The organism is Saccharibacillus sacchari DSM 19268 (genome assembly GCF_000585395.1).
GTDB lineage: Bacteria > Bacillota > Bacilli > Paenibacillales > Paenibacillaceae > Saccharibacillus > Saccharibacillus sacchari.
Genome location: NZ_KK073875.1, coordinates 5,280,672 through 5,295,770, shown reverse-complemented (window position 1 = coordinate 5,295,770; position 15,099 = coordinate 5,280,672). Strand labels below are relative to the sequence as shown.

Sequence of the window (15,099 nt, the reverse complement as noted above, 5' to 3'; positions counted from 1 at the left end):
TACTATTCGGTCATTATCTGCAATCTCCTGTTCATTTCTGCAAAAAAATGTGAGAAACGCTCTCTAAACGTAAAAATAGACGAAAAGGAGGGGGTATATCGAACTAAGCGAACGAGCAAGTAAATAAAAAAATAGAGTTGTGCGCTCTCAGGAGACGGTCGAGTTTCAAATTAAGTAAGATGCAGAAAAAATAAAAAAACCGTCTCTCCTTAATGGACAGGAGAACGGCCTTTTAACTGAAGGATACGAACGGTTTAAGTTTTTGAAAGTGTCTTGGCATGAGAAACACGGTTGCGGCCATTGCTTTTGGAGGCATACAAAGCAAGGTCGGCATGTTCCAATAACGAAGCTTCCGTCGAGCCCGGCTGCGAGGTGTCGACGCCCGCGCTAATGGTCACGCGGTGCGTTCCGAGCGGCGTGTTTTCAATGACGGAACGAATCTGCTCAGCGGCTGCCATGGCGTCCTCGCTGCCAACAGCAGGGAGCAGCACGACGAATTCCTCTCCGCCAAATCGAGCACAGATGCTGAGCGCGCCGGCAGTTTCCCGCAGCAGGCGAGCTAGCTCGATGAGCACGAAGTCGCCGACGGGATGCCCGTAGGTGTCATTGATCTTTTTAAAATGATCGATATCGATAATGAGCAGGGAGAGCGGCAAACGGTTATCCTTGCTTGCTTGCAGCTCGCCGCGCAGGCAATCCTCGAAAAAGCGTCGATTATGCAGGCCCGTCAGCGGATCGGTAGAAGCGAGAGTCTCCAGATTGCGGTTCATCTCCATCAGTGCCTGCTGCTTTCTCTCGTATTCTTCATTCAACGCTTCCAATCGGTTATTGACGTCGCGCGTTGTCTGGTACAACTCTTCAAGCTGCTGTTTGCTGCGAAGCGTGTCTTTCTCGTATTCCAATCGCTTGCGCATCAACAGAGCCACGCAATCGATGACGACTTCGCCGCCGCGCTCCTGTCGAACCCCGTTGATCAGAACCGGAACGCTCTGCTTATCCACGGTTCGAAACGCAAAATACATCTCGTCGACCCGTTCATAAAGCTGAATATGCGGATAAAAGTACGTGTGAAAAAACATTTTGTTCGTTGGCGACATCACGGTTTCGATATGCCGTCCGATCAGATCGTCAGCATTTTTGATGCCGAGCATGTTCAGGAAGGTGCGGTTCGCGGACTGCACAAATCCCGTTTCCGAGATTGAAAAATAGCCGCCGGGCGCGCAATCCAATTGATTGTCCATGAGAGTACTGCCTTTCTTCCGGTAGGTTTAGAGACACGCTGATTTGTTGCTCGTATGCGAATACGTTCCAATCGCTAAGCGAGGTACTGATTGATTTTCGCGTACGTCTCGTCCGGTTGGCTGAGCTGAGGATAATGGCCTTTGGCCGTCATCCGGTTCAGCGTGCTTCCTTTTAAATGACGGTGCAGATAGTCGCCGACTTCAAGCGGGGCAATGCTGTCGTCCGCGCATTGCATAATAAGAGTCGGCACCTGCACATCGGATAATAGATCCCGGCAGTCGCAGTAGAAGGTCACTTCCGCGAATTGACGGGCGATTCGAGGGTCGCGCGAAGCGAATTGGCGCTCCAACTCTTCGGAAAGTTCGCCCCGTTCCTCGTTTTTCATCGCTGCCGGAGCCATGTAGCTGGCCCAACCGCTGAAGTTGAGCTGCATCATTTCCAGCAGCTCGTCGATATCTTCGCGATCAAATCCGCCGTAATAATCCGGTAGGTCATTCAGATAGCGAGGCGAAGGTCCGACCATGACCAGACGGTCGAAATATTCCGGATGCAGGGTAGAAGCCAGCGCGCCGATCATGCTGCTGACCGAATGGCCTACAAATACGACATTCGACAGCTCCAACGTTTCGATCACGTCAATAAGGTCCCGGGCATAACCCTTAAGACTTGCATATTTTGCCGGGTCATATTGATCGATCTGAGACAGGCCGGAGCCTACATAATCGAACAATACGACGCGGTAGCGATCAGCGAAACGAGGAGCCACGAGTCTCCACATTTCTTGATCGCAGCCGAAGCCGTGCCCGAACACAAGGGTCTGACTCCCGCTGCCCAACACCGTTACATGATTGCGTTTCAGAATATCCATTGCCGTTCATCCCCTCTGTTATTCCAAATTCCATGAGACTCCCCATCAAGTAAGTGTCCCATAATTCGGCATAACGGTTAAGTGACTTTTTGCTCATTATTATAACGAAAAATGTCGGATATTGGTGGGTGAGTATGTAAAAAAAGAAGATCGCGCGGCTGCGATCTTCTTTTTTTATTGTTGGCTTGGGGGAGGGGGAAAGATTTAGTTCGGCTGAAGTTTTAGGATCACTTTTCGGGGATGGCGGGAAGCTGCGGTCTGGAGTGAGGCATTCTTGTCTTGGCGTACGTGTTGATCGAAGAAAACGTTGAGCAGATCGCTGGTGATGGTGGAGACGACGGGGCCGTCGATGGAGATTGTCGGTTCGACGGCTTTTAGCACTTCGTTGGCTACGACGGCCATGTCGCAGTAGAACCAGTGGGTGCTGCCCGGGATGATCGCGTGGGTCAGGTTGGGGTCGTCGACTTGGAAGTTGGCCGGAAGGTGATGGTCTGACGTTGAGATGACCAAGCCCGGAGCCGGAATATTCTGTTTAAGCAGGCCTGCTCCGTACTGCCAGCCGTCCAAATTGGCGGCCGCGCGGACTCTTTTGTCAAGAAGGGCCGTATGCAAGGAGGAGGCGCCGCCCAATGAATGTCCGAACAAGCCGAAACCGGCCGTGTCCAATCGTTTATAGAGCGGAGACCGCGGATCGTTTGCGATGCGTTCGATTTCATCGAAAGCCGCGACGGTATGCCTTGCCCAAGCTTCGACGCGTTCGGTCATGGTATGACATTCGCGCAGATAATCGGAAATTTCGTCCAGCGTGAGCGAGCCGGGATCGGTCTTGCCGATTTTTTGCATGAAACGAATATTGTCGTCCGTGGCGCGAGCAATCGTATCGTTGTTGATTCCGACTTTACTGCCGTCGCCAAGAATCGTGCAGAAAGCGTCGCCCGGGTGAGAAAGCGCGAACACGACATAGCCCCGACTGGCCAATTCTTCGTGCTGAACCAGATTCGACAGGTGAAAGGACATATAGCCGTGCGAGTATACGACGACCGGGAATTCGGCTTCATGTTCCGCTACGGGGGCGTTCCCGTAACTATGCGTCGGCATCTCGGCAATGGCACCCAATAAAGGAGCGAACGACTGATATAAAGGCAGGGTGAGCTGCATCTCAACCATTTGCGGATCGGGATAATAGGAAGCCGGCGCGCCGGTTACGGCCTGAGCCGGATAGAAGCAACGAAAAGCGATTTCTTCCGAGCCTTCGGGTCCGTCGCACATAAAAGTCCCGTCATAAAAACCAACAGCATAAGAGCCGGACGGCTCGGGTAATCGCGGCACAAGCAAAGTCATGAAAGTCCCTTCTTTCCGGTGGTATGGGATTTATTATATCGCAATCGGACGTAACCCATAGCGCAGGCTTTCGTTATCAAGGCGGAGCGCAATCGTTTTCGAATAAGACATGTCGCAAAATCGCATAAAGTCTCGATTTTACTCTAACAAGTTAGCAAAAAAAAGGCGATAAAAAGAAAGAAACTTTAGACATTCGAGTGGGGTGTATACATGCTGAAAAATAAAAAAGCCAAAAGCCTGATCGTGATCTCGGCATTGGCTGCAATTTTGTCGTTGACGGCCTGCGCATCGCGCGAAACATCGACGGCGAGCGCGCAGGAACGCCCGGAAATCGGAGTTGTACTGTCTGACGTAGGTCTTGGAGACCAGTCTTACAGCGATGCGGCGTTCCGCGGATTGGTAAAAGCTCGCGACGACGAAGGCATTTTATTCGATTACAGGGAAATGGCCCAAACGGGCACCTACGACGAAGCATTCAAGCAACTGGTCGAAGGCGACAACGATCTCATCATCGGCCTGGGTTACATGGTCAAAGAAAGCCTGGAGAGCATTGCCAAAGAAAATCCCGACCAACAGTTTCTGATCGTGGACGACTCTTCGGAACTGCCGAACGTCGCCTCGATTACGTTCAAAGAAGAAGAAGGCAGTTATATGGCAGGCGTTGTCGCGGGGATGTCTACCAAAAGCGGACATGTCGGTTTTCTCGGCGGCGTCGAATCGGATTTGCTCAAAAAGTTCCAAGCCGGCTATGAGCAAGGCGTCAAAGCGGCTAATCCGCAGGCTGACGTTAAAAGTGTCTACGCGGGCGACTTCGGCGATTCCGACCTGGGCACTTCCATCGCGAATTCCATGATGCAAGAGGACGATATCGACGTGATTTATACAGCTGCGGGGTTGACCGGGGTCGGTGCTCTTCAGGAAGCGCAGAAGCAAGGCAAATACGCGATCGGCGTCGACGCGGACCAATTTTTCATCGCCGAAAAAGCGGTCGTGACCTCCATGATCAAAAACGTGGATAACGCGATCTTCAGCGCGGTTCAGACTTTCAACGAAAACGGCGGCAAATTCCCGCAGAAGGATATGGTATTCGGTCTTAAGGAAGAAGGAGTAGGCCTGGCTCCGATTCGCGTGGTCGAGTTGACGTCGGAGCAGCAAAGTCAGATCGACAAGCTGACGCAAGACCTGATCTCGGGCACCATTACCATTCAGCTTCCCTAAAACCGGACGGAGGAGTTTTTAACGATGAAATTACAGGGTAAACTGCTTCTGAATGCCATGATTTCGCTGGTCGCTTCATTGGCATTGGTAGGTTATATCATTCTTCAACTGCTGCAAATGAATTCGCAAAATCAGACGCTGGTACCCGATATGATGAACGTCCAGCAGTTGAATGCGGATCTGGGCGGCTTGAGTCAATCGCTCGATAGCTACTCCTTCTCGATGACCGAGAGCAACAAGGCAGACGTGACCAATCAGATTGGGACGGTAAGCGCAACATTGGCTTTGCTGACAAGTTCGGAAGAGACGAGCCTGGATACGGAAGAGCAGCGCTATTGGCTGTCGTCGCTCTCGACCAAATTTACCGAGTTGTCCGAAGAATCGCTTCAGGCATTGAATAGTCAAGACAGCCCGGAAGCCAAGCGTCAAGCCACGCGTATCCAAGGGATTCAAAACGATGCCTATCGGCTGGATTTGCTGACGAAGGAGCGCTACGACGTCTACACCTCCGAATTGACGGCAGATATCGAGTTGACCTGGCATATCGCGCTGGCCGGAGCGGTTGTCCTGCTGCTCGCGCTCGGATGGTTTAACGCGAGCTTCGCCCGCAAACTGGCTCGTCGCACGCGCACGATGAAGGATGCGGCGGTGCGACTGGCAGACGGAGACTTGAGTCTGAATCTGGAAAAGTCCAAAGGACGCGACGAGTTGGACGAGTTAAACGATGCTTTTGCGATCATGATCGATAATCTGAGGGGCATCGTCCGTTCGATCGAATCGAGCGGGGGCGTGCTGGATCGCGTAGCCGGCGAACTGGACGGTCAAAACGACAAGATGCAGGAGATCGTCTCCCAGGTTGCGACCTCGACGGAGGAACTTGCGATCGGCAGCCAGCGCATAGCGGAAGATTTGGGTCAGACGGTGGAAACGGTAGACGGCATGCAGCGCAACTTCGAAGTGAACTTGTCCGAAACGGCGCAATCGTCGTCGGCAACCGAAGAAGCGCTGCGATTCGTCGAGCATGGCGAATCGGTGATGCGCGAACAGTTGCGGATCACAAGCGAGAACCGTGCCGCGATGTCCGAGCTTGAGCAAACCGTCAATGAATTGGAAGCCAGCGCGAAACGGATTGCGACGATGACCGAACATGTGGCGCAGATTGCCAAGCAAACGACGCTGCTCTCGCTCAATGCGTCCATCGAAGCGGCTCGCGCCGGAGAAGCAGGCAAAGGCTTTGCGGTAGTCGCCGGCGAAGTGAACAAACTGGCGGATCAATCGGATTCGGCAGCGCGCGAGATTTTTGCCACGGTAAACGAAATCGCCGCCGCCATGACCCGCGTCAAAGGTTCCGTGGAGCAGAGTCTCGGTCTGTTCCAGCGTCAGGAGGAAGCTTCCGCGACGACCGAGCAATCTTTTGCCGCGATTAGTTCACAGGTGCGCCGGATTTCGGGCAGCGTGGGCAAACTGTCGCAGGATATGGAAGAGTCTCGCCGTCTGAGCATGCAGGTGCAGGCAGCGATCGAGAATATCAGCGCCGTCACCGAGCAGTCTGCGGCAGGCAGCGAAGAAATCACGGCTTCCACGGATGAGCAAAAACGATCGTTCGAAGAAATCGGCGGCAAAGTCAAAGAACTGCTGCAAGTTCGCGAAGAGATGCAGCAGGAGCTGGCCCGGTTCAAGCTGGACGCGTAACTCGCCTATAAGCGTAAGCCGTATGCACATGTACGTAAAAAAGGCCCAAATCCCTGTCATTTCGAAGGCGTTTGGGTCTTTCACGTACAAAAAATATTATTCTATAAAAAAGTAAGCGAAAAGTATTGCGCATCGAAAAAAGTCGTGCTATGATTCATTTATAACAAAAAGTTAGTAACATTTAAAAATTAACCTAAAGAGAAAAGGAATGCGAATAGTGAAGTCGACCTTTGCCCATGCGCTTTCCGAGTCTCGCCCAAAAAACAAATTACTGGAGGAATTAATCATGGAAAAGTTGAACATCGGTATCATTCTCGGAAGCACGCGTGAAGGTCGTCTGAGCCCGCAAGTCGGCGAATGGGTAGAGCGTATCGCGAACGAACGCGGCGACGCCAACTACCAAATCGTCGATATCGCCGACTACAAGCTGCCGCTGCTCGGCGAAGCCGACGCAACGGAACAAGCAACCGCTTGGAACACCAAGCTGGCCGAGCTGGACGGATTCGTATTCATCGTTCAAGAATATAACCACAGCATCTCCGCTTCCCTGAAAAACGCGCTCGACTATGCACGCGAAGCTTGGAACAACAAAGCAGCCGGCATCGTCAGCTACGGTTCCGTCGGCGGCGCACGCGCAGCCGAGCACCTTCGCGGCATCTTGGGCGAACTGTCGGTAGCCGACGTCCGCGTACACCCGGCCCTGTCCTTGTTCACCGACTTCGAAAACGGCGCAACTTTCAAACCGGCGGACCTGCACCTCGTGAACCTGAACGGCATGCTCGACCAAGTCCTCGCGTGGAGCGGCGCCCTGAAAACCCTTCGCGTATAAACCTTCTAAGCTGTTCTCGAAAGTTACGTTGGCGGGGGAAGCGAGAAGACTGCGAGAGAAATTCGTTCAATTCGCTATCTCACTCGGAAAAGTCGATTGAAGTTTTTAGTTGAATTTTTCCAAGTTCAAAGGCGTCTTGAACTGAATTTCTCTCTCCGTCTTCTCGCTTCCGGCTACGTTGGCTTTCTCGACAGCTTAAAGGCATACGTGCTTTAAGTTTTAAGCAGTTCTTTTATAGTTTTAATTTTTGTAATACCGTAAAGCTAAACCCTCTGTTAGCTTGCGATTTGATAGATTGGGCTCCGAACCTGCGAAATGCAGGAGCGGAGTCTTTTTTTTGGTTGAATCGGGTACTGGACACCGGGGGAAGCTGCGTAGCATGTTTTTGAAATCGTATTTTAGTGTTTAAACAAAGCGGATTAGCGGAGGGAGGGATTGAGTGTAGGTGAAGCATTTCGAAGAAATGCACTTCGGAAGCCTATGCTATTAGCGATCGCCTTTGCAATTGGGAAGCGCCCTTATTCAAATCCAATTTAGCTTCCCAATTGCAACACGCGACCGAAACCAATCCCTCCCGCAGCGCCTCCCCAAGCCAAATTTACAAATAAAAAAGCCCACCTCCCTTTTATAAGGAAAGCAGGCATCATCATTTTTTACTGCGAAGCATTCTTCCGAACGCGAATACGGTTGATCAGGAAAGTGATCGCGAATACCGCAACGAGAATGACAAAGAACACGCCGTGCTCCATGTGGTAAACGTCCGCCGTTTCGAGAACCATCTTCAACCCGATGATGAAAATCAACACGAAAGCCGCGTTTTCCAGTTCCGGAATCTTGTCCATCAGCTTCAGAATGACCGTAGCGACGAGACGCATCATCAGGATGCCGAGCAGGCCGCCCGTGATCAGGATCCAAGGGTTCGGCGAGATCGCGAAGGCCGCAAGGATCGAGTCGATCGAGAAGGCAATGTCCATCATCTCGACGGTAATGATTGTACGAACGAACAGGCTAAGCCCGGTTTTGGCCAGCAGCTTTTGCAGCCCGCCTTCTTCTTCTCCTTCTTCGTCATCTGCGCCTTTTCTGGCTTTATCCCAGAAGTGCTTGATGGCGATCCAGAGCAGGTACGCGGCGCCGATATACTTGACCCATGCGATCTGAACGAGATAAATCCCGACGCCGATCGCGATGATCCGGAAAATGTAAGCTCCCCATAATCCGTAGAGCAAGGCTTTCTTTCGTTGCTTTTCCGGGAGCTTGTTGACGATTGCGGCGAGAACGAGCGCGTTATCCGCCGACAACAGTCCTTCGATGATAATCAGCGACAAAATGAATCCCCATCCCGCAGGCGTTGCAAACGCTTCGAGGAAGGTGCTCATTTCGAACAAATGGCTGTAGCCCATTTCCATTCTGGTACAATCCTTTCCTGGTTATATGTTGGTAGTTACAGTTGCACGTTTGTTATACGTGCGAAGTTTCATTGCGTTTCAAAGATTTTTAGAAAATTTTTTGACCGAAAAACGCTGCTCCCAACCCCTTTCCGTATCGAAGTATCTGCATGAAAGTGTAGCATAATCCCTCAGGAAGTACAGACCAAAGTTCGATTCGCAGGGGAGCAAGGAAGGGTAACGGGTAGAAAGGCAAATAAAAGGCGGAGAAGGGCGGCGTATTATTCATGAACCGAACGGGAATCCATACGATCGGCAACGCGAAATTTAATGTATCCGTACAGGGCCAAGGCAGTCCGTTGGTTCTGTTGCACGGCGCATATTGCAATCTCGAGGTGTGGAACGAACACGTCGAGCTGCTTTCGCGGAGCTTCACGGTCATTCGCTACGATCAACGGGGATACGGCCGTAGTGACGCGATTACCGGCCCTTTTTCCTATCACGTCGATCTGAAAAACATCCTCGATTACTTCAATCTGCCCCGCACTGCGATCATCGGCTCCTGCATCGGCGGCGCGACCGCTATCGATTTCGCTCTGGCTTACCCCGAATATGTCGAGCAGCTGGTATTGGTGGCGCCCTCGCTGAACGGAACGCCGCCGCCGCTGAGACTTATCTGGGAACGTCTGCTTGATCATCGACGGGTAAAAAGCGAAGGCATCGAGCGGGCGGCGGCAAGGTTCATGCGCAGCCGTTACTGGCGATATGTGGTGCCGAGAGATCGAAGAGGGCGCACGCGTCTCAAAGAGATGTATTTGGCGAACGGCGTGCATTACCGCTCTCGACTCAGCATGCAGCGTCCGCTGATGCCCCTTGCCCGCAAACGCCTGCACCATATCGAATGCCCGGTGCTGATCGTCCAAGGCGAATGGGATTCGCCGTTCAATCGGAAGGTGGGACGGTATCTGCGCGAAGAAATCATGCACGCTTCCTTGATCCGGATGGAGGGCTGCGGCCATTTTCCTCAATTGGAGCAGCCGCTGGAATTTTCGGCGATTGCGATGAGCGCGCTCAAAGCGGCTCCGGCAGGGCGTTTCAGATAATGCGTATTCAAATAAACATTCGAAGAGGAGTGCGACCATGCAAATCGGCTATAACGTCGGAACTACCCTTGAGCGCTCCGCTTTGGAACAGGATTTGAAGCTTTGCGAAGAGTCGGGCTTTGATCTGATCGAGCTGGAATGGGACAAGTCGTTGGCGGAATATTTAGAGAATCATACGTTATCGGAGCTTCGGGCGTATTTCGATAACCATCGTTTGAAGCCGCTGTCGCTTAACGCGCTCGCCTCGATCAACAATCGTGCGGAAGCGGAAGAAGACGACGTCGTGCGCAAATTCGAAAAGATGGCTGAAGCGGCGGAGACGCTCGGCATTCCTTATATCGTGGTGACGCCGCTGCGAACGGAAGCGAAGCTGACGCGCGCGGATATCCAGGCAAGCTGCGTTCGCGTCCTGCGCAGGCTATCCGAAATCGCTGAGCCAAAAGGCATCAAGATCGCGTTGGAATTCGTCGGCGAGCCGGAGTATACCGTGAATACGTTGGAACAGTCGCTTGCGATCGTCGAAGAAACGGCACGCGACAACGTGGGCGCGACGTTCGACTTTTTCCATTTTCACGCGATGAACTCCAAGCTGGAAACGCTGCGCGAAGCGGACCCCGAGCGGATCTTTATCGTCCATCTCAGCGACGCGCCGGATTACGTGCCGGGCATGCTGAGAGAACACGAAGATCGGCTGTGGCCGGGCCAAGGCGTTATGCGCTCGAAAGAGATGCTGAACGTGCTGCGGGAGATCGGCTGCCAAGCCGCTTTTTCGGTCGAAGTGTTCCAAAAGGAGTACGACAAGCTGAGCGTGGAAGAGGCTATACGGACTGCTTACGAAACGGCCTCGAAATTGTTGGAAAGAACGCCGAGCAACCCCATAATTTTTTGAGTTCGCCGCCGCTAACGGTCTCTTGCCTTGTATAATGGTAGGTAAGTGAGTACCGAAAACAGGAGGCGGAAAATGAAAAAAAGCTGGGTCTTATCATTCGTTTTGCTATTGGGCGTAATTCCGGCAGGATTTGCTCCTTCCATGGACGGCGCTGCTTCGGCGGCTGGCGTATCCACTAAACAATGGCTGCAAATCTCGTCGGAAATCAAATATTACGGAGAAGTATCGAACGGCAAGCCGCACGGCCGAGGGACGATGACCTGGAGCGAGAACAAGAAGTATTCGGGGGATTTCGTCAACGGTAAAAGGAGCGGTACGGGGACTTATACGAATACGTACGTTGATTTCGAAACTTCGCAATTGAATGAAGTTACGTATAACGGTAGCTGGAAAAATGACAAAATGAACGGTGAAGGTACGGAAAGAATACAAGTCACCGATAATGATTTTGATCAGACTCCGCTGTTGAATGAAATCCGAAAAGGTACGTTTAAAGATAATGTTTTAATTAAAGGATATGACGTCTCTCACGGTTTGTATGATCCTGATTTTAATTTCGTGTATAAAGATTCCACGAAACGTTTGGAAATATGGTCCAGTAATTACCGATTGGTTCACACTTGGAAAAGCGGAGACTTGTTCAAAGTCATGTACAACAGAGGTTCCTCCTATTACGAATACTGGGCTTTTCCATCCGACGACGCATACGAAGAAAAACAACGCCGAGTCGCTCTCATGCACCTGCGTACGTTCACTACAGAAGTGACGCCTCACCTGAATCAATTCGAATATTTGTCCAAATTGGTTCCTCTTCGCTAAAATGATTTCAGCTTTCAATACGAAAGGAATGTTTGTCGCATGAAAAAGAAATTCGTACTGTCGTTAATGTTGGCTTGTGCGGTTCCGTTCGGCGTATTCGCTCCGGCAGGAGGAGGAACTTCGTCCGTCGAGGCCGCTTCGGCCAAGCAATGGTTGCAGATTTCGTCTCGCACGACCTACTACGGTGAAGTGGCGAACGGCAAACCGCACGGGCGGGGGACGATCAAGTGGGGCGAAGACAAGCAGTATTCCGGAACCTTCGTCAACGGCAAGCGCAGCGGCAGCGGCAAATATATCAACACCTATACTGACGCTTCGACAGGGCGGGAGCATACGGTTGTCTATAACGGAACATGGAGCGGCGACGCGATGAATGGAAGCGGAACGCGGACGGAAAAGGTCGCCGAACCCGGCGGCATGATCTTTTCGAGCGGCATTCAAGTGGGTAGTTTCAAAGCCAATGCGCTGAACCGGGGGTACGAGGTCGTTCACGCGATGGCGGATCCGGACTACAGCTTTTCGTATCGCGGAGCGGACTACCGGCTCGACGTTTTGGGCAGCAATATGAGTCTGGTGCAGGACTGGAAAACGGGAACGCTGTTCGACGTGCAGTACCGCAAAGGTTCCGTCCGCAAAAGTTACTCGTTGTTCCAGGGTCAGACGGCCGCCGAAGAGAAAGCGCGTCTCGCCTCGCTCCGATACTTGCAAAGCAAGACCAACGAAGTGACGCCGATCCTGTGGCAGTTCAAGGCGTTGTCCAATCGGCTGACGTTGAAATAAATCCGAATAAAGGCGCGATTTTCAGCCGTTTTCCCGGAACTCCGCGGAAAGCGGCTTTTTTCGCACAATAAAAAATTCCCTGGACAATGTCCGGGAACGCTTCTTGGCCTTGCTATTCGCGCCAGGCGCCTTACTGGGCCAGCGCTTCCTCCGTGATGCGTTTGATATCGACGGGCGACAGCGATTCTTCGTTGACCATTTCCGGCAAAATATGTTCAAGGAAATAATCGACGCAGGCGAGTTTGATCCGTTTGATCTTGACGAGCGCGTTGCGGTACATCACGACGAATTCTTTTTCCGTATTGCCTTTTTGCAGCTCGGAGAACGCTTCGTAGACCTGATCCATCTTGTCGGCGACTTCGAGAATCAATCCTTCGATCGAATCGTCTTTGCCTTCGCGCAGCTGTCTGCGGAACGTCGGCTTGAACTCTTCCGGAATGTTTTCCTCGATAAAATGCGCGATCATGCCTTCTTCGACCTGTTGGATCAGATGGCGCAATTCCGGCGAAGAGTGCTTGACGGGCGTTTTGATGTCTCCGATAAAAATTTCTCCGTAATCGTGGCTGCTGGTGATCTCGTACAACTTTTTCCAATCGATCACGGCGCCGTGCTGTTCCTCGATATCGGCCAGCGTCTTGGCATATTGCACGACTTTCCAGGAATGCGCAGCCACGCTGTGTTCTTCGAACTTGAATTTGCCCGGGCAGCGAATGATACGTTCCAGCCCGGTGAGCGAGCTAAAGTAGCGGTGAATTCCCATGTCTGTTCCTTCTTTCCCGAGTGTGTAGAGTATGAAGTATAGAATAAGACACCTTCAGTATAAGCATGTCATGTTTGGGGAACGTCAACGGATCGTCAAGCGACGGTCAAAGATTCGGAGTTGCCGGCTGTATCCATCAAACGTAAAATTCCGCCGCAACGGCCCGGCGATGCGACACATCATGGAACACGTCCGCTGGTGCCACAGCATGATCGCGTTAGAAACCGTCGAAGTCTGGGAAAGCATGCCCCAAGCCCTCTCTTGGAACCAAATCCACGTCATCGGACTCTACCCCGAATCCTTCCTTCGCTACAAAAAAGACTTTGCATCCGGCCTTGCAGCCAGCGGAAGCGGCATCACCTTCGAAGAAAATTTCGGACAACTGAAAAAAATCCGAACCATGCTCTACAAAACCGTAGGCAGCCGGATCAGCGGGGATTGAGAGTTAAACGGTACTGCGAAAAGCGATAAGAAAGAAATGATCAACAGAAGAAGTATGAAGGAAAGTGTTTATGAAGAAAAAGCATCCTCCGTTAAATGGAAGATGCTTCTTTGTCTTATCACATCTATTCAACTGCAAGTGAAACAAAGAGGCGAAGGGAGAAATTCAGTTTAAGACGCCTTTGAACTTGGAAAATCTACACCTAAAATTTTAATCCAGTTTTCCAAGTGAGACAGCGTCTTAAACGAATTTCTTCCCGTAACCCCTTGAAAGACTTTCACGAACAGGACCTACCTGCCTTTTTTCTTCATATAATAAAACACAGGCAGTCCGACCAACGTAATCCCGATCCCGATCAACGAACGCCCCGGACTATCCATCAACGTGCTGCCCAAAATGTATAATCCGCCCGCGATCCCGATGATCGGCGTGATCGGATACAGCGGCACCCGGTAGCGGCCCGAGGACGGAGCTACCGTGCGTCGCAGAATGAAGACCCCGAATACCCCGGCCGTGAAGAAAATCCACAATACGAATACGAGCAGGTCGGTCAGCGTATTGAACGTGCCCGAGAAGATGTAGATAATGGCTAGAGCCGCTTGGAACATCAACGCGTTCGCAGGCGTACCGAAGCGCGGATGAATCCGTTTAAGAAAACCCGAGAACGGTGCAATCCCGCGTTCGCCCATCGCTTGCGGCACGCGCGCGGCGGTCATCAGATACCCGTTCAACGCGCCCAATACCGAGACGATGATGCCCGCCGTGATGAACGCTCCGCCTCCGCTGCCGAGCAGCGCTTGAGCGGCGTCCGCACCCGGTGTCGGCGACGAAACGATTTGCTCGAACGGCAGCGCGCGGAATATTGCCAGATTGAACAGGACATACACCACGATCACGAACGATACTCCGATCAGAATGACTTTGGGCAGCGTTTTGGCCGGATTTTTCATCTCGCCTGCCATATTCGTTACGCCGATCCAGCCGTCATACGCCCACAACGTCCCCAGGATCGCTGCACCGAAGCCCGCCGCTCCGGCAGTCAAGCCGGATACGCCGGCAAAGCCCGGCTGCGTGCCGGAGATCAATCCGAACGCCACGATGCCGACCACCGGAATCAGCTTGCCTGCCGTGGCGACCAATTGAATGATGCCCCCATACTTGGTCGAGATCACGTTCATCAGCAAAATAAACAGCAGAATGCCGATCGCGAGCAATTTTTGCTGGATGCCGTTCATCGGTAAAAAGTAGCCGGAGTACGAAGCGAAAGCAATCGCCAATGCGGCTACGGATGCCGGATAGGAGATGACCGCCTGCACCCAACCGAGCAGGAAGCCGACGACTTCGCCGTACAAATCTTCAAGGTAGGCGTACAGTCCTCCTGCTTTCGGAATAGTGGCAGCAATTTCCGCGACCGACAGGGCGGAAGCCAGCGTAATGATGCCGCCCGTGACCCAAGCAAGAATGCTCATCCAGGGCGAGCCCGCGCTGGCGAGTACAATACCGGGTTTCAGAAAAATGCCGGAGCCGATAATCATGCCGACCACGATCGCCATCGCTTCGAGGAAGGTCACCGATTTTTTGAGTCCGTTGCCCGAGGGGCCGGAGGATGCTTTGGATGTGTTGGACAAGACGTTCACGTTTCCTTTCGACTGCTGTAGAGATTGTGTTGTAAGACAGATGCTTTTTCGAATTGGTCCGTTAATTGAAGAAAGCAACAGACAATGTATCATT

Annotated in this window: 14 protein-coding genes; 8 read left to right on the top strand and 6 right to left on the bottom strand. The window is 52.1% G+C overall.

Annotation, left to right across the window (positions count from 1 at the left end; translation table 11 throughout):
- Window positions 1–254: 254 nt before the first annotated feature.
- From SACSAC_RS22935 to SACSAC_RS22925, 3 genes are all read right to left on the bottom strand, one after another.
- Window positions 255–1,241 carry a sensor domain-containing diguanylate cyclase gene (locus tag SACSAC_RS22935; protein WP_037290731.1) on the bottom strand — a complete coding sequence of 329 codons (987 nt, stop codon included), beginning with the start codon at window positions 1,239–1,241 and terminating at the stop codon, window positions 255–257.
- A gap of 74 nt (window positions 1,242–1,315) precedes the next feature.
- A complete protein-coding gene (locus tag SACSAC_RS22930) occupies window positions 1,316–2,110 on the bottom strand; it encodes an alpha/beta fold hydrolase (RefSeq protein WP_037290728.1) in 795 nt (264 codons plus the stop codon).
- Between the two features lie 204 nt (window positions 2,111–2,314).
- Complete coding sequence (locus SACSAC_RS22925) at window positions 2,315–3,451, bottom strand: alpha/beta hydrolase (RefSeq protein ID WP_037290725.1); 1,137 nt, start codon at window positions 3,449–3,451, stop codon at window positions 2,315–2,317.
- A gap of 210 nt (window positions 3,452–3,661) precedes the next feature.
- Between SACSAC_RS22925 and SACSAC_RS22920 the strand changes: the two genes are divergently transcribed.
- The 3 genes from SACSAC_RS22920 (at window position 3,662) to SACSAC_RS22910 (ending at window position 7,190) form a co-directional block, all read left to right on the top strand.
- Complete coding sequence (locus tag SACSAC_RS22920; protein WP_037290721.1) at window positions 3,662–4,669, top strand: BMP family lipoprotein; 1,008 nt, start codon at window positions 3,662–3,664, stop codon at window positions 4,667–4,669.
- A 24-nt stretch (window positions 4,670–4,693) separates the two neighbouring features.
- Window positions 4,694–6,361 (top strand): methyl-accepting chemotaxis protein, encoded by a 1,668-nt coding sequence (locus tag SACSAC_RS22915; protein ID WP_037290718.1) that lies wholly within the window; start codon window positions 4,694–4,696, stop codon window positions 6,359–6,361.
- Between the two features lie 286 nt (window positions 6,362–6,647).
- The gene (locus SACSAC_RS22910; protein WP_037293595.1) at window positions 6,648–7,190 is read left to right on the top strand and encodes an NADPH-dependent FMN reductase; all 543 of its coding nucleotides are present in this window, start codon (window positions 6,648–6,650) and stop codon (window positions 7,188–7,190) included.
- Between the two features lie 653 nt (window positions 7,191–7,843).
- Here the strand turns inward: SACSAC_RS22910 and SACSAC_RS22905 are convergent.
- A complete protein-coding gene (locus SACSAC_RS22905; protein ID WP_037290715.1) occupies window positions 7,844–8,596 on the bottom strand; it encodes a TerC family protein in 753 nt (250 codons plus the stop codon).
- Between the two features lie 266 nt (window positions 8,597–8,862).
- On the opposite strand from SACSAC_RS22905, the gene SACSAC_RS27375 reads away from it, so the two are divergent.
- From SACSAC_RS27375 to SACSAC_RS22885, 4 genes are all read left to right on the top strand, one after another.
- Window positions 8,863–9,678, top strand: a complete 816-nt coding sequence (locus SACSAC_RS27375) for an alpha/beta fold hydrolase (RefSeq protein ID WP_051507343.1) — start codon at window positions 8,863–8,865, stop codon at window positions 9,676–9,678.
- Between the two features lie 37 nt (window positions 9,679–9,715).
- A complete protein-coding gene (locus SACSAC_RS22895) occupies window positions 9,716–10,567 on the top strand; it encodes a sugar phosphate isomerase/epimerase family protein (RefSeq protein WP_037290713.1) in 852 nt (283 codons plus the stop codon).
- Between the two features lie 72 nt (window positions 10,568–10,639).
- Complete coding sequence (locus SACSAC_RS22890; protein WP_037290710.1) at window positions 10,640–11,386, top strand: MORN repeat-containing protein; 747 nt, start codon at window positions 10,640–10,642, stop codon at window positions 11,384–11,386.
- Between the two features lie 39 nt (window positions 11,387–11,425).
- Window positions 11,426–12,166, top strand: coding sequence for an MORN repeat-containing protein (locus SACSAC_RS22885; RefSeq protein ID WP_037290708.1), 741 nt, complete (start codon window positions 11,426–11,428; stop codon window positions 12,164–12,166).
- Between the two features lie 130 nt (window positions 12,167–12,296).
- Here SACSAC_RS22885 and SACSAC_RS22880 read toward each other — a convergent pair whose 3' ends face one another.
- Complete coding sequence (locus tag SACSAC_RS22880; RefSeq protein ID WP_037290707.1) at window positions 12,297–12,926, bottom strand: YfbR-like 5'-deoxynucleotidase; 630 nt, start codon at window positions 12,924–12,926, stop codon at window positions 12,297–12,299.
- Window positions 12,927–13,107: 181 nt separating this feature from the next.
- Here SACSAC_RS22880 and SACSAC_RS22875 point away from each other — a divergent pair, with 181 nt between their 5' ends.
- A complete protein-coding gene (locus SACSAC_RS22875; RefSeq protein WP_156951069.1) occupies window positions 13,108–13,368 on the top strand; it encodes a hypothetical protein in 261 nt (86 codons plus the stop codon).
- Window positions 13,369–13,658: 290 nt separating this feature from the next.
- Here SACSAC_RS22875 and SACSAC_RS22870 read toward each other — a convergent pair whose 3' ends face one another.
- Window positions 13,659–14,996, bottom strand: coding sequence for an APC family permease (locus SACSAC_RS22870; protein WP_037290704.1), 1,338 nt, complete (start codon window positions 14,994–14,996; stop codon window positions 13,659–13,661).
- Window positions 14,997–15,099: the final 103 nt, after the last annotated feature.